Genomic DNA, 18,585 nt, shown 5'->3' with positions numbered 1-18,585 from the left:
GCGGTTTTGTCGCGCTCGTCGCTTTACGGGCAGTACTGACGCACGCACTACTGATGCGCCGGGCCACGCTGTCGCTGGGCCTGGTACGCCAGTTGCGTATGACGGCCCAAGCGGCTCTGATTGCCGCGGACTGGCGGTGGCTTAGCGGCCAGCGCAGTGCTGATCATGCCGCGGTCATCGTGACCCAGGCCGAGCAGGTGGGGCGCGAAGCCAATCGCGCCGTCGATCTGGCATCATCGCTGGTCACCCTCCTAGGATTGCTCGTCGCAGCGATGTGGCTCGCGTGGCCGCTCACCTTAGCCACTCTGGGGTTTGGGGCGGTCGCTGCAGGGGTGTGGTTCACCCTCCGCCGAAGGACAGACGCGCTTGGTGTCCCGTTCGCGACGGCTTATCAGGCGCTGCAGGGCCATGTCGTTGACGGCCTGACGCATCTGCGCGCCGCCCGGATTGCGGGCGCGGAAGACACGCTCGCGCGCGATTTCGTAGCCACGGCGCGCTCGATCGAGGAGATCGAGCTGCGTTATATTGCTACGGGCCACCGGGCGCACCTTGGCCTGCAGGTTATTTCCGCGGCCCTGCTGGCCATACTCGTGTGGTTTGGACTGCGAGCCCTATCGCTACCGCTGGCTGTCTTCGTCCCGGTGCTGGCGATTTTCGCGCGGATCGTGCCGCTGATCGGCAACATGCAGCAGGGTTGGCGCGCTTGGCGCTTTTGCCGGCCCGCGCTGGACAATCTGCGAGGGACCGTGGCTGAGGCTCGTGCAGCGGCCGAGCCAGCAATTGGTAATTCGTCGCCCATCACCTTTGACCGCGATCTCACATTTGAAAACGTCGGCGTTACCTTTGCAGGCCGCAAGCAACCGGTGCTCGAGGATTTCCGATGCCAGATCGCAGCTGGAACGGTGGTCGGAGTGTCTGGCCCCTCTGGATCGGGCAAAAGCACGTTTGCCGATCTCCTGTCTGGTTTAGTCGCGCCTGATTGTGGCACCATTCGGGTGGACGGACTTTCGTTGCAGGGTGAGTGCCGAATACGCTGGCGGCGGCAGGTCGCGTATGTCGAGCAGGTCCCCTATCTGTTCAACGGCACCATCAGTGCGAACCTGTCTTGGGGCGCGGCCGACCCAGACCTGGACGCCATGGAGCGTGCCTTGCGCGATGCGTCTGCGGCGTTCGTCTTCGATCTGCCGCAAGGACTCGAGACCATCGTCGGAGAAGTGGGGCGGCAGTTTTCGGGTGGCGAGCGCCAGCGCATCTCGCTCGCGCGAGCACTGCTGCGCAAGCCGTCGCTCATCATTCTCGACGAAGTGACTGCCGCGCTCGATGCATCTAACGAAACGGCGATCGCCCGCACCATCGAGCGATTGCGGGGCACATGCACCTTCGTCATCCTCGGCCACCGCCCCGCCCTTCACGGGCTGGCCGACCAGATCATCGAGCTGCGTCATCGAGTGTGACGACGACCCGGCGACGCGTTGCTGCTCTGGTTTTTTACCGCACGCCTGACCCGAACCGGGCTGTTATTGTTCGCGCGCTTCAGGCGACTGCGTCGATCAGGTTCGACAATCGTGCCGCAACCGGCGCCGGTGGCTTTGAACCTGCAGCTCCAAAGGCGGTGCGCAACCGCGCCCATGACATATGGCGGTAATAGGAAGCACTCCGCCGGGAGTTTTGCGTATTGGTCAACGCGAGTGGACCCATCACCCAGAAGAGAACGCGGCTAGCGTGGTGCAACTATCTTGGGCGATCCATGCAACGTCTCGCAGCCGATGCGCGACCTCGAGTTGATGCTCGCAGCGTATGATGTGCAACGAGTGCAGATGCCGCTGCGGCAAAGGCTTGAACATACACTCTACAGCGCCACCGAGCGCTACGTTATCGATACGGCCGCTCAAATTGCCGAGGGCCTCGAACCCTGGCTAGCGTCGCTAACCAGCTTCCTTATCCGCTCTTGTCCACTGACTATCAAATGATCCAAGAGCCTTCTCAGCTCAGTCAGGCAGCGCCCCCGCCAAAAACAGGCAGGTTGTCGAGCGGTCGTGCCCGCTCGAGCAAGTCAGCGCCGAAATCTTGGCAAACGAAATGTTTACCTTGCCTAGGTACTTACCCTCATCTGCAACCGACCTAATATTCTGGATGAGAACAATGAGCGTGAGCAAAAGCAAGCTAATGGCACTCGCGCTGGCGAGTGTGGTCGTATCAGGCCTGATGCACAGCGCGCCTGCAATGGCGGCCTCGCAAGGTACTGTGGGGCCCACTTCGAGCGGCAGTGTTTCAATTTCCGCTTCGGTGCCCAATCGGGCCCGCATCTCAGGCTTGAGCGACATAACGTTCCTCAACCAGGATCCCACGGTACCCGCGTCTGGCGCCCAGAACGTTTGCATCTGGAGCAACACGGCAACCAAGGCTTATACGATAACAGCCAGCGGCAACGGCACCGCGAATGCGTTCACCCTAAACAACGGATCGTCGACTGTGCCGTACTCAGTCGCCTGGGCATCTTCGATCAATCAGACAACGGGAACGACGCTGACTTCCGGCACCGCATCAGCCTCGCTGATTTCAACTGCCACCAACCAAACCTGCGCGAGCGGCCCCGCCGCCTCCGCCAGCCTCATTGTTGGCATCTCCGCTTCCGACTTGGGAACGATGAGTGCCGGCAGCAACTACCTGGGCACGTTAACCTTGCTCATCACGCCGCAGTAAAGGCGCTTCTTAGCAAAGTGAGGGGCCCCCGAGCGATGGCTCGGCGGGCCCCTTTCTTTGGTAACCTGATGTTTACCAAATTCCTTCAGTCTCCTTAACCATGACTTGCGGGAAAATCCTTATTTTTGCGACAGCCCTGTTCAGCGCGGCCCCTGCAGCGGCCGCGTCTTCCCGCATAACTGGTCTGGCGGACGTCAACTTTGGTTCGATCCTAAGTGCAGGTCATCGGACCAGTAGCCAAAGTGTGATTGTCTGCAGCTACAAGAATAATCCGCAGGACCTGCCCTACTCCGTGACGGCGACGGGCAGCGGTTCAGGCGGGGCATTTCAGCTCGAGTCCGGAGCAGCCTTCTTGCCCTTCGATGTGCAATGGGCAGACAGTGCCGGGCAAACGGGTGGTACGCTCTTGCAAGCAGGAAGGCCGGCGGCGGGTTTTAGCAACGGCGCGACTGGCTTTGCCTGCTCCACTCAAGGAGGCAACGCGTCACTGACGGTGACAATTCGAAGTGCTGACATCGCAGAAGCTCCGGCCGGAACGTACGCGGGAACGTTACAGCTGATGATTGCGCCACAGTGACCCGCCAGTGATCGTGCGCCGCCGCCCTCCACTAAACCTTTCGAGGCTGGCCGTCATCGGTTGCGGGGCTCTTGCGGCCTTCTTCGGCGCTTCGGCCGAAGCTTCGAATTCGCCGGTCATCGAAGTGGGCGAACCAGCTGGCTTCGCCAACCTTATGGGCGAACGCACGCTGGTGGTTGACCTCTATTATGGTGGCAGCCGCCGCGGCGAGGCTTTCGTCCGCGTTACTCCGGGGTCGATCAGGTTTGTCGAGCCGCAGAAGGTCCTCAGCCTGCTCCCTCAACTCAAGAACTACAATCTAGTTCTTGAAGCGATCAGCGAGCACGAGTTGCCGTCGCATCAGGAATTGCGGTGCTCGCTCGGCAGCGATCCGCACAAGTGCGGGCGTACGACTCCAGCATTGCTCAGCGTCATCTATGACCCCGACAAATTTCGGGTTGATCTCTTCCTTAATCCTGAGTTCGTTAGCGTGCAATCACGGGTCGAGGAGCAGTATCTTCGAGCCATGGAAGGCGGTCCATCGCTGATCAATTCATTCGGGGCTGTCATTTCCGGACAACTAGGCGAGCGGAAGCATCATGCCACTGTTTTCGACCAGCTTGTTCTTGCCCAGGGTGAGAAGCGTCTTCGCGCGGATGTAAGCTACAGCAGCGCACAGGGTTTCGAGGCGGACAGGCTCTTGGTAGAATGGGATCGACCTGGACTGCGTTATTCAGCGGGAGCTTTGTGGTCACCCGGCCTGGACCTAAGCGGACCACGCAAGTTTCTCGGCGGCGGCTTGGAGAGCCAAATCGATACACGGTTGGACAAGGATTATCTCACCGGAAGCCCCGTCGTGGTCTACCTCGAGCAGCGCGCCCGCGTGGATGTGCTGCGCGACGGCCGGCTGTTAAGCTCCGCAATCTACGAAGCCGGCAATCAACGCATCGACACCTCCAACCTTCCGGATGGATCTTATTCCATCATCCTCCATATCGAGGAGCCCGGTCGTACGCCGCGCGATGAGCGGCGGTTCTTTACCAAGAGCCGTCAAATCCCGTCACTCGGGCGGACAGATATTTTTCTTTTTGGCGGTCTGCTGATAGACGATGACAGCGGCCTCGCCGGCCAAGAGAGCACGGACGCCGCTTATCTGCAGGGCGGACTCGCCATCCGTTTGAACCAGAACTGGGCGTTCGGCGGAAGCGTCGCGCTTGCTGGCCGAACGGCATCGAGCGAGTTCTCGGCTACCTATCTCACATCGATCGCCCGGGTGCGCGCCGCCGCTATCGCTGACACTGATGGTGCGGTTGGAGCTATCGTGCAGATTGCCTCGGCGGGCACCTCGCGTTTCAACTTCAACTTCGATCTGCGCCGGGTGGTGCAGGACGCGAGCCGCTTGTTGGTGAACGCCGACGGGTCCAAGACCGCCATGAGCGAAACCACCGGTACTCTGCCGCTGAGGCCACGCCGTAGTTACTCTCAGCTTGGCGGGTTGGTCTCCTATGATCTTGCCAATCTGCGCTTTCTTGGAACCAGCTATTATCGGGAGGAAGCAGGTCAGGATCCTCAGTACAGCATTGGCCCAGCGCTAGAATGGGATGTGTTGCGCCGTGGCCGGCTCACGCTCACCGTACGCGGAGACATGACCGCCACCGAGCGGGGTAATGCAGGATTCGCGGGACTTAGTCTGCGCCTCCTTGGCCCTCGATCAACCTATTCTGCGCTTGCGGGGGCACGTATTAGGAGCATCGACGACGGCGATAGCGGCGAAGGCGCAATGGCCGCGCTGTCCGGTGCTTGGGCGCGCTCTGTTGCGGGAGGGGAACTGTCTGTGGGGGCCGGCCTTGAACACCAGCCGATGAGGGAAAACGTCACTGTTTCAGGCGATTTTCGCCGTCCAGGTGGATCGCTTTCGCTAGACGTCGCCCATACTGACGGGAAGATCGACACCACCCAATACAGTTTGGGATTCAAAACAACTGTCGCGGCCGGGGCTGGAGAGCTGCAGATCGGCGGCAGAAACGCTAATGAGAGCCTTCTAGTCACGCGCGTAGAAGGTGCTGATGAGGATGACATCTTCGAGGTTCTTATCAATGAGCAGCCATCAGGATCAATAACTGGCACTAAGTCCTTGGCGCTCGCGATGCCGGCATACCGCAGCTACAACGTTCGAATTCGCCCAACGGGCGAACGTCTGCTCGACTATGACAGTGCACCACGCGCAGTAGCGCTGTATCCGGGCACGGTCGCTAAGGTCGAGTGGAAGACATCGCCGATCACTATCAAGATGGGTCGTCTGGTCACCGCTGACGGCTCGTCGGTTTCAGGTGCTACCCTCACCGCTCCTGGGACGTGGGCGGAGACCGACGAAGGAGGCAACTTCCAGATCGAAGTCGCCGATGATGTTGAGCTAATGGTCACGTTGCGAGACGGCACTTCCTTCGCCACCGTCCTCCCGCGCGTTCGCTCAGCTTCAAGTGTAACTAGGGTCGGCACGATTGTGGCTGCCACGCGCGACCCGCAATTGAGTCACGCCATTTCGGCCAGATCGGTCAACGGAGAATGAGGACGTGAAGAGAGCATTGATTTGGACAGCCTTGGCGCTGACCATGAGCGCCTATCCCTCGCTCGCGCATGCCGAGATGATCCTAAGCCAGGTTATCGTTGACCTACAACCGGGCAAACCGCAGCGGGAAGACATCGAGGTCGGCAACGACGGCGAAGAGCGCATGTACGTAAGCGCCGACCCATTCGAGATCGTCGATGCAGGGAGCGAGCATGAGCGGCGTATTGCGTTAAGATCAGACGAGGATGGCGGACTACTAGTCGCTCCCCGACGGGTGGTCCTCGAGCCAGGGGAACGGCGGACGATACGGATCGCCGTGTTCGGTGAACGGCCGGTGTCTGAGCGAGTGTACCGCGTGGCAATCAAGCCAGTCGCTGGGCCACTTGCGGCAGATCAAGATGCGATCAAGATAATGGTCGGTTATGACGCGCTCGTGCTCGTCAGGCCCACCAAGGCCGTTGACGACCTCCAAGCACAGCGAATCGGCCACACGTTGACTATCCGTAATGCCGGAAACACCTCCCAAGAGATTTTTGCTGGTCGCCAATGTGCCCGCAAGGACCGCAACTGCCGAGACTTACCGCCGAAGCGCCTTTACCCCGGCAATGTATGGACACAGACAGTCCCGTTCGGAACGCCGGTCCATTATAAAACCTCAACGGGTCAAGCAGTGCGCGACCGAACCTTCTAGATTGTTTGAGCCGTAACGACCCGCCCCGGGGGCTAGCGGTGGTTCCTACATTGTGGTGTCGTGCGGTCGGTTAGGGCGTCCTCAACGTTGCTCGGAAAGCCGCATGCAACTGTGGCCGAACTGAAATGCTGCGGAAAAAATCGAAACGGCGCTTTGCTGAAAGAGATGGGCCATGACGACCAAACGATTGGTCAAGGCTGAACCAGGTGGGCGTTCTAAGTCGACAATCAAATTCCCTGGTCCCGCCGCTCGATCAGGGCGCCCTCGAGGTGGCGCACTTCATCAACGGGGGATATACCAGTTCGAAAGACAGCCCTCGGGGGCACCTTTGCTGCCAGGGAGCGTAGGATATGGCGCAGATCGACGACGAGGCACCCAAAGTAATGGCTTCCCCTGCATTTTCCCGGGAGCGCCTTGAGGAGCTTCGGAAAGCATTGGGCCCGTTCGCCTCTGCAGTTCAGTCGATGAAGATGCCTATGGTTCTGACTGATCGGGGTCCGGGCCACCCAATCCTGTTCGCCAACGAAAGTTTGTTAGCTTTGACAGGACATCGCTTCAGCGAACTAGCAGGCCGCCCAGTCTCCATTCTGCTCCGAAACAACGGAAGGGAGAGCGACGTATCGGCAATCTCGGCTGGTCTGGACAGCAAGGCGCACGGCGCCCTCGAAGCGATATGCTGCCGTGCGGATGGCGAGGAGTATCTCGCCACTGTTTTCTTTAGCCCAATCGGCGACGAATTGAACGATGCCCTCTATCACACGCTCGCGTTTATAGAAGTGAGCGGACGGGTCGACCGTCTGATCAAGCAGCGCAGTCAGCTTGCAGAGCTGTATACCCGGGCCCCTGGCTTCATCGCCGCGACTGAGGGGCCGGAACACCGTTTCACCTTCGCAAATCCCGCATATGAGCGGCTAGTCGGGCGCTATGACTTTATCGGACAGACGGTGGCGGACGTACTGCCGGAAATTCGGGATCAGGGCTTCATAGCTATCCTAGACACCGTTTACCGGACGGGGGAACCGTTTGTTGGCGAAGCGATGCCAATTCGCCTTTCTGCTGATGGTAGGGGAGCCTACGAAACCCGGTATATCGACTTCGTTTATCAGCCCGTGAGGGATGATAGAGGCAAGGTCACGGGTCTTTTCGCCGAGGGCTCAGACGTGACTGCTGAGAAAACTGCCGAACAGCAACTCGCACTGTTGCGATCAGAAATTGCACATGTCTCTCGTGTAAACATCATGGGAATGATGGCGGCCACGCTGGCTCATGAACTCAACCAACCGCTCGCTGCTATCTCCATGTTTGCAAGCGCGGGTCTTAGATCATTGCGAGCCGGCACTGCACCGCTCGAACATCTCGAAGATGTGCTAGGTGAGGTGGAAGGCGCCGCGCGGCGCGCGGGCGACGTCATCCGGAGCATCAGGGATTTGACCCGGCGCGGTGAGACCTCCCGTACGTGTTTCAGTCTAACCGAAGCCTTGGCCGAGTCGGCGCGGCTCGTGAGAGTTGGTGATTGTAATTCCTCAAGTATCGTGGTGGCGATTTCCGACGATATACCCGTGGTCGCTGATCGTGTTCAGATCCAGCAGGTTGTCATCAACCTGTTGAGAAACGCATGTGCTGCCAAAACTGCGCAGCCAAATACCGTTACGCTCGGAGCTCATGTAGCCGCAGACGCGATAGTTGTTTCAGTACGAGACCAGGGGCAAGGCCTCTCAGTCGAGGCTGCTCAGAACATTTTCATCTGGACGGACTCCAGGAAGGAAGGTGGCACGGGACTGGGACTTGCGATCTGCCGAACCATCGTTGAAAGCCACGGTGGGCGCATTTGGCTGGAGCAAAGCGACCTATCAGGGTCTGAGTTCCGGTTTTCGTTACCGCAAAACACAGAGGGTTGCTCAAATAATGAACGTTAGCAGCACGGTGAGAGCTACACAATTTACTGAAGACATTGAGTCGTCAGAGTCCTCCGCAAGCCAGCAAGTTTACATCGTTGATGATGACAGCATGGTGCGACGAGCACTGTATTTTCTTCTGGCTTCGGCAGGCTTTGCGGCTCGCTCCTTTGCATCGGGCGAAGATTTCCTGGCCGAATTGGACTATCTCGAGCCCGGCTGCGTTTTGCTTGACCTCAGAATGCCAAAGATTGATGGACTGAACGTACTGGAATCGATGGGTAGCCGGAGCCGGCGCTTTCCGGTCGTGATGATTACCGGACACGGTGAGATTGACGTTGCAGTACGCGCCATGAAAATGGGCGCTACCGACTTCCTTGAGAAACCATTCACCGATGAGGCGCTGATTAGCGTTTTGACGTCGCTGTTCCAGAGCCTGCCAGCGGCGGCCGCAGCGGACACAGCAGCAGCTGAAGCGGCGCGGTTGGTTGCTTCTCTGACCCGTCGCGAACGCGAACTGCTGGAAGGCATTGTGGCGGGCCTCTCGAACAAGGGCGCTGCTCAATCGATGGGCATCAGCATCCGAACCGTGGAAATCCACCGCAGCAACCTCATGCGCAGTCTAGGCGCCAAGTCGGTCGCTGATGCAGTTCGTCTCGCCTTGCTTGCCGGGATCAAGCCCCACTGACGGTTATATGGAAAAATTCGGCCCGGTTTGGCTTGTCCGGATTAGCCGTGCTGCGCGATGACTTACCCGTTTGTGGAAACCGCTGAAATCGAGATCACCCCTTAAAATTCGCCGGCAAGAATCGTTGAGTTTTTGAGGGCTCAGGCCCGATGTACGAGCGACTGTTGCCCCATAACGGAGTCGCATTGCACGATCGGTGCGCAAAGCCAGGGGTACTTACTAAGCTCGAAATGTTTGATCAATTATCCACCCATCTTATACTAACAGCAGTTCGAAGTTTGTGGCCAAAGTGCTATCGAACAAGGCGCTGACTTTGCTCCCCACCCAGTCTAGGGCCGTTCGAGATCTGCATCGGCTCCCTCGGACTGTGCCGGTAGCCCGTTGGATTGAAGCTGTCGGACATGTTCCAGCGCAAGCTTCCGTTCGGATGGGAAGATCAACGAAGGCCGCTCGATATTGGCTGAGTTGGCGCTGCAACACTCCAGCAGAATACCTGCATGTGTCCAGCAATATCACCTGCCATCTCCCTGTTATTCACCTGCTCCAGACCTGCATCGTTTTTGCGCATGCGGCATCAGATATTTTGGAGAACCCCGCATTTGTGCCCGTTCAGACCCTTGTTAGCTTCGACGGAAAGGCCAGCGACGGCCGGAAATCACCGGAGTAGGTGAAGTTGGTGATCCGTGGAACGGTGTGTGGCCAGGAGGCCCTAGAGACGAGGCGTCAAATGCAGAGAAGAAGGCACCGATCGAGCTCAAAACCGTCCCCCGCTTCTCCATTCAGATGGCAGGATGCCGCAGTTCCGCGCCAATTAAAGCCGCGCCCTCCATGGAACGGAGCAGCGCTTGCGGACTAGAGGGGGCAGAGAGAGCACCTATGAAAGAGCTTTTTCTTCGCAACCGTGCGAGTAAGTGCGCGAACGGGAGCAGAACAGTGTCTGGCTTCCCTCCCCTATTTGATCGGCAGCTCAATTTGTTCGCATGGCCGAACCAATCCGCAACGGATGAGGCGAAACCTACCTTTCAGCTGACCGGCAGCTCTTGGGCCGAAGTTGGACATTCGGCTTTAGGGTGCGGAAGTGTACTAAGCAGACATTGACGCGAAGCTGTCAGCCCCAGCAGTCGTATTTCAGGAACTCGTATATCGATTGAGCGCGTTTCCGCACGGCTGCTGGCTGAAGCCAATGTTCAGGGGCTTCTTTGACCGCTGCATCAACGAAATCAACGGGGCTCGAAGCGAACTATCTGCTTCGTCAACGAACGCGGCGCCGTGCGGACTGCTAAGCTGCCTCGGCGTCGGGGGGGGCCATTGGAAGCAAAATAACAATTACTGTCTTTCCGGGTCCCGACTCTCCGACATATATTTTTCCGCTGTGGTATTCGATGATCGTCCGACTGATCGACAGGCCAAGCCCCGTGCCCGACGATTTCTCACTATAGAACGCTGAGAATACGTCAGATGCAGTTGCTGGAAATCCAGGTCCGTTGTCCCAAACCTCGATCCTGAGCATCTTCTGGTCAGTGCAACTGGCCCGCACTGACACTGCGGGCACGTCGTTGTGAACCGCCTCAAGAGCATTCTTGAGGAGATTGACTAACACTTGTTGCAGCTGAATCGGCGCGATCAATGCCTCAGGGGTATCAGGATCTACCTTAATCTGAATCTCCTTAGCCTCGGAATACCCTGACGCCTGCAACAGGGCGACAGCATCGGAAACGCAAGCACGCAGCGACGCAATTTTCGTTTCACGATCCTCGACTTGTACCATTCTGCGGACCCGACGAATGATTTCTGCCGCATCGTGGATTTGGTCTAACGCGAGCTTCATTCCGGGGAGAACTGTTTTGCCTTGGTACTCGTTCGCTTTCTCTGCGTTTCGCAAAGATCCCGTAAGGTAATTCGACGCTGCCGTGAGCGGCTGGTTTAGCTCGTGCGCAAGAGTTCCGGCCATCATGCTCATCGCCCCTTGCCTGTCTAAGTGCGCGACGTGGTTCTCGAGCTCGCGGAGCAGCTGCAGGTGTGTCACGTCTTGGTCGGTGCCATAGAGGCTGATAATCTGTCCTGCCTCGTCGGTCGTCGCTATGGCATTTATATGCCGACACAAGATTTTGCCGCTCGGAAGGATAACTCGAAATTCGTAAGAGTGATGGTCAGCTTTCCCCAAGAGAATCTGAAAATCTTTCTCAAACTGCGATATATCATCCGGATGCACATATGCAGCGAAATCCTCTAGGGTTAGGTGGTCGTCTTCTAAAGATCTTTCGTACATCTCACAGAGTTGGTCGGACCAAGTTACCAAATTCCTTGACAGATCGTACTCCCAGTCGCCAATTTTCGCCACGCGCTGAGCTTCTTGCAGGCGCTTTCTTGACCCTGCGAGTTCTGCACTGTTCTTCTCACGATAAGAGGCCTCCCGCTGGATAATCCAAGCTGTCAGAAGACAAGCTCCACTTAGTACCGTCATGATGATGAAATAGATCATTGCCCTGCGTTGGGCGTTCACCAAAGCAGCAGAGTAAGACACCCCGGCGGTTACAAAAATGGGAAAATCTTCTAATCGTCGGTGGCTGAAATAGCGTACATGACCGTCAAGGGAGCTTGGGCCTTTGTAGGTTCCGTTTGGGTTCCTTTGCTGCTCGCGCATCACTAATCTTCCCCGCACGTTTTCGCCGCTGGAGAAACGATCTCCTTCTCGGCGGGCTAAGGTCACCCCGTCGAGATTGATCACTGAGACTAGATCAGTTACTTCAAACCTCGTTCTAATGGGAAAATTCAAAAACTGCTCGGGGCGCAAAGAAAGCGCGACAAAGCCTGCGACGCTTCCGTTCGTCTTGATCCGACGGACCACCAGGACATACTGCTGGTCTGTCTCGCCCAAAGGCTGAGGGCGGCCGATTGTCACGTCGGGGCCCTCGACTAAATCAAGCTTCAACTCTGCGAGATCTTCACGCCTAGGCGCTGGCCCGCCCGCAGTGGCGACGATCTGCCCAGTTGCATTTGCGACTGTGGCACCCGAAAAGCCAGCGATACCTATTGCTTCGTCTTCGATCCACCGTGTGTTAGTTTGAGCTTTCCGATGTTCCGCGCTCGCTCCAAAATGCATGTCGCCCAGATGAAGACTTGCGAGCGAAGCCACCTGGAGAGTTTTGACGACGTGTTGCTCGAGTAAGGTTGCTCGATCTTTCGCACGAGTGATCGCAGCGCTCTCTGCGCTTTCCCGCTCGGAATCAACACGCGTAAGAAGCGCTATCCAGCCGAGCAGCAGGATCAAGACGACCAAGGGCAACACCAAGCGCTGGATTGGCGAGTGCTTTAACGCGTCATTATGCTTAGCCCTGGCCACTCCTGATGCTCCTGCTACATCACCTGTTCTTTTTGCCGGACCATGGCCTGCCGGTCTACGTGACCAAGCTATCAGCTAAGGTTCCGGCCTCAGGCTCAGTTGACCTGTCGGCTCCGCGGTTTACTGGGTCTCGGTGCGCGCGAGCCTGTCAGTGGAGCGGATATGCGTCAACGAAGGCTTCTGAAATGAAAGACGTAGGCACCACCGCCGATGTTGCTCCGGAGTGCGCGGGAGAAGATCATGGCCGACACCAGCGGGTCATCTACGTGGTCGATGATAACGCCGCCATCAGGAAGTCACTTCATTTTGCGCTCGAGTCGGGTGGCTTCACGGTGCAGTCCTTTGAGCGGCCTTCTGAATTTCTCGAAGACATCGCAGAGCGAAAACCAGCGCCGATTTTACTGGATGTTCGAATGCCTGAAATCGATGGATTTCAGCTGCTGCAGAACCTTAGAGATCGCGCGATAGATTGGCCAGTTATCATGATGACAGCGCATGCGGAAATACCGCTTGCTGCAACAGCGCATAAACTGGGTGCGATCGACTTCATTGAGAAGCCTTTTGCAATTGACGATTTAGAAGAACGGCTAGTCGCGGCCTTCTCTGCACTCAGTTGATAAGAGTTTCCGACAAGGTTTGTCTTGTTGAACCGTCCAGCCTTAGCGAAAAACAGATTGCCGATGGTTCGGCTGAGCATTTTACATGAATCGAATTCAGGCCGCATCGCGCAGGACGCTGGACCCGACACTCGGCAAACCCGCTCAAACCAGGCTAAGCTGCATTGCCGAGGTGGCTAGCCACTGACGTCAGCTTCAGATGAGTCTGCCTGCGCTCTCGATGTCTCAGTTTTGAGCGCGTTGCTGCCATTCCCTCGGACCTCAACGAGCAGCAGCTTTCAGCCACGACGCGGACCTTTCCATAACTGAGACTGGGCGCAAGGCCGCCAATAACTAGTCAAACACAGCTGCGTCCTGTCGCTCCCAAGGCACCTCAGCGACGGTAATCAGTTCCTTCACCGACACCGTGATCGGCCGGTGCTCCAGCAGCTTTGCAGCACGCCAGGCGAGAGATATGCGAGCCTCACCATCCTGCTCACAAACCAATCAGTGACATTCTCGGCTACTGCGTTGTCGAGAAGCGTGGATGCCTTCCCGCTCTCAAGCTTACGACGCCAGCTCCAGGCGCGCGCGATCGCGCAAATAACATGCGGGTCAGCGCTCGCATTGCTCGTAGGCAGCCTCTCTGTCGGCGGCATGATCTTCGGACGCCCGTTCCTCTTCCGGAGCGTCAGCGGCACAAATACGGTCATGGATTGGGGTGCGCTCATGCAGCCTTTCTCCTGCTGCGGCTCAAGCATCTCGTGAACGAGCGAGCCAAGTCCTTCAGTGCTTTACAGTTCCGCGCTCGCGGATATCCGGCGGGGCGCGAAGCGCGGGCACTGGATGTAGTTCATATTCCCCCAACTGCGCGGTCTGGGCCGCATCACGATGGCCGAGCGGTACGGTATCGCTTCGATGGAAAAAGCGAGAGCTTATCTAGTGCATCCGGTCCTCGGATACAGGCTGCGTGAGTGCGTCGAAGCGCTTCAGGATCTCACTGATGGATTTGCGACTACGTTTAAGGGGACGTCGATGCAATGAAGCTGAGGTCATCACTGACCCTCTTCGCGCTTGCCGATGGAGGGCCGATTTTCGAGGCGGCCATTGCGAGGTGGTTTGCATCGATGGACGAGCAGACCCCGGACCTGGTCCATCTTTAGCGTGAATTTCTGGCCTCGTTGAAGCAACAGCTTATGCGGAATGCGGGCCATATTTCGTCAGTATGCTCCCGGCTCACGAGCGGCCGCTCGGCTGCGCGCCCAATATCGGACATTCCGGCTTTCCGGCGAATGCCCGAAAGCTGCCGCTCGTTCACCGATGCGTCGAAGGAAGGTTTGCACCTAATCTCGGTCCTACACGCAATCCTATCGTAAGCCTACGAGCCGACCCAGTGGCTAATTAGAGCGCACACAGATCCGGGGTCAGAAACTGGAACCGCGTGTTTTTTACCGGATTTCGCTCACGCTTCTGGGAAGCGATCAACAACGGAGGCACAGCAGCGCAACGCCCTCCTTTGCAAGCAGGCCGATGTCTTCGACCGTTTAATGACCGCCATGAGGGCAAGTTAAAAAAGTCACCGACGTTCCGCCCATAGCCGAAAACTTCTGAAAAATAAATCAATTGCTCGAACAGAGGAAAAGCATAAGCAGCGCGGATCCGAATTGCTAAAGCGATCCTGCGTGATGTCGCTTGTCTGAGGAAATTGCACTTGAAATCTCGTCCATTCGCTTGGCGCTGCTCGGCAGCGCGTCAACCGCTGTCGCCGCTGCGATGCTTTCGACTCCTGCTCAAGCGCAGGCGACTACTTGCTCTCAGACAGGCACGACCACTACTTACGCTGATGGCGGAACGACGGTCCTGACGACTACCACGACATTAGCCACTGCAGAACCGCGCCTACGTCGGCAAGATTGTGCATAAGGACAAGAGCTATCACGGGCTACACCGGCGATTATTGATCGCGATACGTTCGATGCCGTTCAGGCCGAAAATGGAGAAGCGGAAAAGGAGAAGCCAGGAGCGAAGGCATTCGCACTCTCCGCTCACCGGCATTCTGTTTGATGCGCTCGGCAACAGGATGGCCGCAACGCATGCGTGCGGCCGCGCAGAAAGGCGCTACCTCTATCACGTTTCCCGCGTACCAGCCTCTGATCCCGATGCCGTGCGCGTGTTACGGCGAGTGCCGGCTCCACAAATCGAGAGCATTCCGATCGAGCGGCTTCGCTCATGGACAGGTCGGCCCACCGCGGGTTGGTCTGAACTGACGACATACGTCACCCGCGTCGGACTATACCCCGAGACCATCGTCGTCGATCTAGTTTCGTCTGCGCATGAGAGGTGGACCGCCGGAATGAACGAACAATCTTCGCACCCGAAAGATGGCCTGTTGCGGATCACCTCGCTCGTAAGGATTCTCACCCCTGGCGGGCGCACCTCGAGGATCGAGGGTTGCGCGAAGCCTCGCCGCAGCCGATCCGACAGGGCTCTGATTGCCGGCTTGCGCCGGGCGCATGCTGAACTTGCATCGCGCGGGATAGATCTCTCCCACAGAAGTGCCTCGATCGACCACGCCCACGGAGTTGACGATCCCTACCTTCGAAAGTTAACGCAACTCGCGTTCCTAGCGCCAGATCTCCAGCGGGCCATTCTCGAGGGGCGGCAGCCCGCCGGATTGAAGCTGGCGGATCTGCTCTTGCGCAAGCTGCCGCTCGGATGGGAAGATCAACGAAGGATGCTCGGTATTGTCTGAGCAGGCCCTGCAACGCTCGTGCATGATGCCTGCAAGCCTCCTGCAGTGCTCCTGCTGTTGACCTGCTAGTCACCTGCTCCCGACCTGCGTTATCTGACGCGTATAGCGGCGGAATTCTCACGAAGATCCCCGGATTCCTGCCGTTTTCGAACGCTCATCAGCCGCGTCCACAAGGCGCAACAGACGGTCGAAAAATCACAACATCCGGTGAAATTCGTCGATCGGTGAAAGGGTGTGCGGCCAGGAGGCCGTAGAGACGCCGCCTCGAATGCGCGGATGAAGGCAGCGGTCGGCCCCAAAACCGTGAGCCTGCAGCACCCTTTCAACGGGCAGAATGCCGCGGTTCTGCGCCGTTCTGCGGCGCCTTCCATCGCGGAGAGCAAGTCTAGCGGACTAGGTGGCGGAGCGGGAGGGATTCGAACCCTCGATACGCTTTTGGCGTATACTCACTTTCCAGGCGAGCGCCTTCGACCACTCGGCCACCGCTCCGCATGCTCTGGACAGAACGGCGCCCCTAGCCGCGCGCATCGGCGCTGACAAGCGTGGCGCGGCGGGCTAGGCCGGGACGATGACGCGAACCTTTGCTTCCCCGCCCTCTCCGGACGAATTCGAGCGCATCGCCCGCGCAGCGCTCGCGCGGCTGCCGGCGCCGTTTGCGGAGCACGTCGGCGATGTCGTGCTCAGCGTAGAGGAGTTCGCCGACGCGGAGACGCTCGCCCAATTGGGGATCGAAGACCCCTTCATGCTCACCGGACTGTTCGAAGGCATCGCCATGACCGAACAGTCGATCGAGATGAGCGGCCAGATGCCCAACCGGGTGCGCCTGTTCCGCGGCGCCATTCTCGACGAATGGATCGCGGAAGGCGAGGACCTCGAACACCTGATTTCGCACGTGGTGATTCATGAGATCGGCCACCACTTCGGCCTGAGCGACGAGGATATGCACGCACTGGAAGATGGAGCCGACTGAACCCTTTGCGTCCTGCAGGTCACGTGTCACAACCGCGGACATGAGAACGCTCTTCGCCACCTTCGCCCTGATAGCCGCCCCCGCCGGCGCGGCTGATGCCCCCGCGCTGTCACCGGGCGAGATCGTGGCGGCGGCGCCCGCCGCTGACTGGGTGCCGATCGCGCCCGCCGACCTGCTGGTGATGACGCTGGCGGCAGATGCGCGTGGCAAGCCGCGCCAAATCGTGATCCAGCTCATCGCCCCGCCCTTCAGCCAGCCGTGGACCGCGAACATTCGCACCCTGGCGAAGGCGCACTGGTGGGACGGTCTCGCGATCGTGCGGGCGCAGGACAATTACGTCGTCCAATGGGGCGACCCTGACGCGGAAGACGCGGCGAAGGCGCGGGAGCTGCCGGTTGAGTTAGTCCAGACCCTGGAAGAGGGCTATACCCTGCGCATGGAGAGCACGACGGTCGTCGACGGTCAGGCTTCAGGGATCGTGCAGCGGCCACAGCCCGACCTTCCTCTTGATACCGATGCCTACGCTCCCAAGGCCGGATTTCTCGCAGGATGGCCAATGGCACAATCGCCCACTCAGCCGGGCCGGTACTGGCCGGTTCATTGCTATGGCACCGTCGGCGTCGGCCGGAACCTGTCGCCTGACGCGGGCACGGGCGCGGAGCTTTACGCCGTCATTGGCCATGCGCCCCGCCATCTCGATCGCAATATCGCCGTCGTCGGCCGGGTGATCGAGGGTATCGAGTACCTCTCGACCCTGCCGCGCGGGACCGAGGCGCTCGGGTTTTACTCCACTCCTGAAGAGCGCACGCCGATCGCTTCGATCCGGCTGGCCAGCGACCTGCCGCAGGCAGAGCAGCCGCGCTTCGAATATCTTTCCACCCAGAGCGCCGCTTTCGCCCGGTACGCCCATGCCCGCGCGAACCGGAGCGACGAATTCTTCATCGCCCCGGCTGGCGGCGCGGATGTATGCAATATCCCGGTGCCAGTCCGGCAGACCCCCGCGAGCGGTTAAGCACGCAGCCCGAACACCTCTACGCCTTCGTCCGATGCGACGCTGAACCACGGGTCATGCGCGAACACCCACGCCGCGTTCGGGTTGGTATACACCAGCCTGACGGTGCGTGGGCCCGAGCGCACGGTGGCTTCGAGCCGGCGCGCAACCCGTTCCACCAGCGGGGCATCGAACGGGTTGTTCATGTAGATCACGAGATCGGTCGCCGGGTAGGCGAAGGCTTCGGCATCCTGGAGCAGGCAGGTGATCCGCGAGTCGCCGGTTTGGGCGAGGTTCCGCTCGCAGATCGCGTGCAGTTCGTGCGCAAATTCGACGCCAACGATCGCGGCAAAGGGATAATCCGCCGCCATCAGCAGCGCCCGGCCCTTCCCGGCGCCGAGATCGACGAACGTGCAACCCTTAGGGTCGATGTCGAGCAAGCCGAGCGCGCGATGAAAATGACCGGGCACGGTTGCGATGTGGGCCACGCCAAGCGACGCATTGGGCGAAGGAATGGTCAGGCCGCCCAGGTTCTGCGTTCCGCCGGTATCGACCCCGCGCTCCATGTCGAAGCGCAGATCCGCCTGCGCCTTGGCCTGACGCTAGCGGCGTACCTCGCTTGACGGGATACCGAGCGCGATGCGCGCGTGCTTGACGATCCGGCGGATCGTGCCGGCCGCGCCCTCGCGGCGGAGAACCGCAGCGGTCCGCCGTGCGATCCACAATGCCTGGCTCATCGCTCCGCCAGACCAAGCACCTCGGCATAGAACGGCCGCCCCGCGTCTGCCCTGCCTGCCGGCATCGCCAGCTGGACACGATCGAGGCTGACGA

Annotated in this window: 15 protein-coding genes and 1 tRNA gene; 12 read left to right on the top strand and 4 right to left on the bottom strand. The window is 59.0% G+C overall.

The window, feature by feature from the left end; all coding sequences use genetic code 11:
• Positions 1–53 precede the first annotated feature (53 nt).
• The 6 genes from C0V74_RS12740 (at position 54) to C0V74_RS12710 (ending at position 9,102) form a co-directional block, all read left to right on the top strand.
• Positions 54–1,454: an ABC transporter ATP-binding protein gene (locus C0V74_RS12740; protein WP_168194211.1), complete on the top strand. Its 1,401-nt coding sequence runs from the start codon at positions 54–56 to the stop codon at positions 1,452–1,454.
• Between the two features lie 688 nt (positions 1,455–2,142).
• Entirely contained in the window at positions 2,143–2,703 is a 561-nt protein-coding gene (locus tag C0V74_RS12735) for a hypothetical protein (RefSeq protein WP_143252083.1), read from the top strand.
• A gap of 584 nt (positions 2,704–3,287) precedes the next feature.
• Positions 3,288–5,828 (top strand): TcfC E-set like domain-containing protein, encoded by a 2,541-nt coding sequence (locus C0V74_RS12725; protein ID WP_143252081.1) that lies wholly within the window; start codon positions 3,288–3,290, stop codon positions 5,826–5,828.
• Between the two features lie 43 nt (positions 5,829–5,871).
• Positions 5,872–6,519: a hypothetical protein gene (locus C0V74_RS12720; RefSeq protein WP_168194210.1), complete on the top strand. Its 648-nt coding sequence runs from the start codon at positions 5,872–5,874 to the stop codon at positions 6,517–6,519.
• Between the two features lie 350 nt (positions 6,520–6,869).
• Positions 6,870–8,435 carry a PAS domain-containing sensor histidine kinase gene (locus C0V74_RS12715; RefSeq protein WP_143252079.1) on the top strand — a complete coding sequence of 522 codons (1,566 nt, stop codon included), beginning with the start codon at positions 6,870–6,872 and terminating at the stop codon, positions 8,433–8,435.
• Positions 8,425–9,102, top strand: a complete 678-nt coding sequence (locus C0V74_RS12710; protein ID WP_143252078.1) for a response regulator — start codon at positions 8,425–8,427, stop codon at positions 9,100–9,102. Before C0V74_RS12715 ends, C0V74_RS12710 begins: the two co-directional genes overlap by 11 nt.
• 1,279 nt (positions 9,103–10,381) lie before the next feature.
• Here the strand turns inward: C0V74_RS12710 and C0V74_RS12705 are convergent.
• Complete coding sequence (locus C0V74_RS12705) at positions 10,382–12,373, bottom strand: ATP-binding protein (protein WP_143252077.1); 1,992 nt, start codon at positions 12,371–12,373, stop codon at positions 10,382–10,384.
• A 257-nt stretch (positions 12,374–12,630) separates the two neighbouring features.
• Here C0V74_RS12705 and C0V74_RS12700 point away from each other — a divergent pair, with 257 nt between their 5' ends.
• The 4 genes from C0V74_RS12700 (at position 12,631) to C0V74_RS12685 (ending at position 15,793) form a co-directional block, all read left to right on the top strand.
• A complete protein-coding gene (locus tag C0V74_RS12700; protein WP_168194209.1) occupies positions 12,631–13,062 on the top strand; it encodes a response regulator in 432 nt (143 codons plus the stop codon).
• 870 nt (positions 13,063–13,932) lie between these two features.
• Positions 13,933–14,085 carry a DUF1810 family protein gene (locus tag C0V74_RS13340; RefSeq protein ID WP_349236014.1) on the top strand — a complete coding sequence of 51 codons (153 nt, stop codon included), beginning with the start codon at positions 13,933–13,935 and terminating at the stop codon, positions 14,083–14,085.
• Positions 14,082–14,204, top strand: coding sequence for a hypothetical protein (locus C0V74_RS13335; protein WP_349236013.1), 123 nt, complete (start codon positions 14,082–14,084; stop codon positions 14,202–14,204). The genes C0V74_RS13340 and C0V74_RS13335 overlap by 4 nt, the downstream gene beginning before the upstream one ends.
• A 752-nt stretch (positions 14,205–14,956) precedes the next feature.
• Positions 14,957–15,793 (top strand): hypothetical protein, encoded by an 837-nt coding sequence (locus C0V74_RS12685; protein WP_143252075.1) that lies wholly within the window; start codon positions 14,957–14,959, stop codon positions 15,791–15,793.
• Between the two features lie 398 nt (positions 15,794–16,191).
• Here the strand turns inward: C0V74_RS12685 and C0V74_RS12680 are convergent.
• Positions 16,192–16,282, bottom strand: a tRNA-Ser gene (locus C0V74_RS12680).
• A gap of 79 nt (positions 16,283–16,361) precedes the next feature.
• On the opposite strand from C0V74_RS12680, the gene C0V74_RS12675 reads away from it, so the two are divergent.
• Together C0V74_RS12675 and C0V74_RS12670 are read left to right on the top strand one after the other, a co-directional pair.
• Complete coding sequence (locus tag C0V74_RS12675) at positions 16,362–16,763, top strand: metallopeptidase family protein (RefSeq protein WP_143252074.1); 402 nt, start codon at positions 16,362–16,364, stop codon at positions 16,761–16,763.
• Positions 16,764–16,803: 40 nt separating this feature from the next.
• Complete coding sequence (locus tag C0V74_RS12670) at positions 16,804–17,775, top strand: peptidylprolyl isomerase (protein WP_143252073.1); 972 nt, start codon at positions 16,804–16,806, stop codon at positions 17,773–17,775.
• Here C0V74_RS12670 and C0V74_RS12665 read toward each other — a convergent pair.
• On the bottom strand, positions 17,772–18,320 hold the full coding sequence (locus tag C0V74_RS12665) for a methyltransferase domain-containing protein (RefSeq protein ID WP_143252072.1): 549 nt from the start codon (positions 18,318–18,320) through the stop codon (positions 17,772–17,774). The two genes, C0V74_RS12670 and C0V74_RS12665, sit on opposite strands and share 4 nt — an antisense overlap.
• Positions 18,321–18,356: 36 nt before the next feature.
• A complete protein-coding gene (locus C0V74_RS13295; protein WP_282595922.1) occupies positions 18,357–18,491 on the bottom strand; it encodes a hypothetical protein in 135 nt (44 codons plus the stop codon).
• Positions 18,492–18,585 lie beyond the last annotated feature (94 nt).

Source organism: Altererythrobacter sp. TH136, assembly GCF_007065885.1.
In the GTDB taxonomy this organism is placed as follows: domain Bacteria; phylum Pseudomonadota; class Alphaproteobacteria; order Sphingomonadales; family Sphingomonadaceae; genus Tsuneonella.
The sequence above is the reverse complement of the archived record's forward strand: the minus strand, read 5'-3'. Positions and strand labels throughout refer to the sequence as shown.

Excerpts from the sequence above, each read along its gene's own strand:
- C0V74_RS12740 (WP_168194211.1), top strand. The coding sequence starts at position 54 with ATGCGCCGGGCCACGCTGTCGCTGGGCCTGGTACGCCAGTTGCGTATG.
- C0V74_RS12735 (WP_143252083.1), top strand. The coding sequence starts at position 2,143 with ATGAGCGTGAGCAAAAGCAAGCTAATGGCACTCGCGCTGGCGAGTGTG.
- C0V74_RS12720 (WP_168194210.1), top strand. The coding sequence starts at position 5,872 with ATGAGCGCCTATCCCTCGCTCGCGCATGCCGAGATGATCCTAAGCCAG.
- C0V74_RS12715 (WP_143252079.1), top strand. The coding sequence starts at position 6,870 with ATGGCGCAGATCGACGACGAGGCACCCAAAGTAATGGCTTCCCCTGCA.
- C0V74_RS12710 (WP_143252078.1), top strand. The coding sequence starts at position 8,425 with ATGAACGTTAGCAGCACGGTGAGAGCTACACAATTTACTGAAGACATT.
- C0V74_RS12700 (WP_168194209.1), top strand. The coding sequence starts at position 12,631 with ATGAAAGACGTAGGCACCACCGCCGATGTTGCTCCGGAGTGCGCGGGA.
- C0V74_RS13340 (WP_349236014.1), top strand. The coding sequence starts at position 13,933 with ATGGCCGAGCGGTACGGTATCGCTTCGATGGAAAAAGCGAGAGCTTAT.
- C0V74_RS13335 (WP_349236013.1), top strand. The coding sequence starts at position 14,082 with ATGAAGCTGAGGTCATCACTGACCCTCTTCGCGCTTGCCGATGGAGGG.
- C0V74_RS12675 (WP_143252074.1), top strand. The coding sequence starts at position 16,362 with ATGACGCGAACCTTTGCTTCCCCGCCCTCTCCGGACGAATTCGAGCGC.
- C0V74_RS12670 (WP_143252073.1), top strand. The coding sequence starts at position 16,804 with ATGAGAACGCTCTTCGCCACCTTCGCCCTGATAGCCGCCCCCGCCGGC.
- C0V74_RS12665 (WP_143252072.1), bottom strand. The coding sequence starts at position 18,320 with ATGGAGCGCGGGGTCGATACCGGCGGAACGCAGAACCTGGGCGGCCTG.
- C0V74_RS13295 (WP_282595922.1), bottom strand. The coding sequence starts at position 18,491 with ATGAGCCAGGCATTGTGGATCGCACGGCGGACCGCTGCGGTTCTCCGC.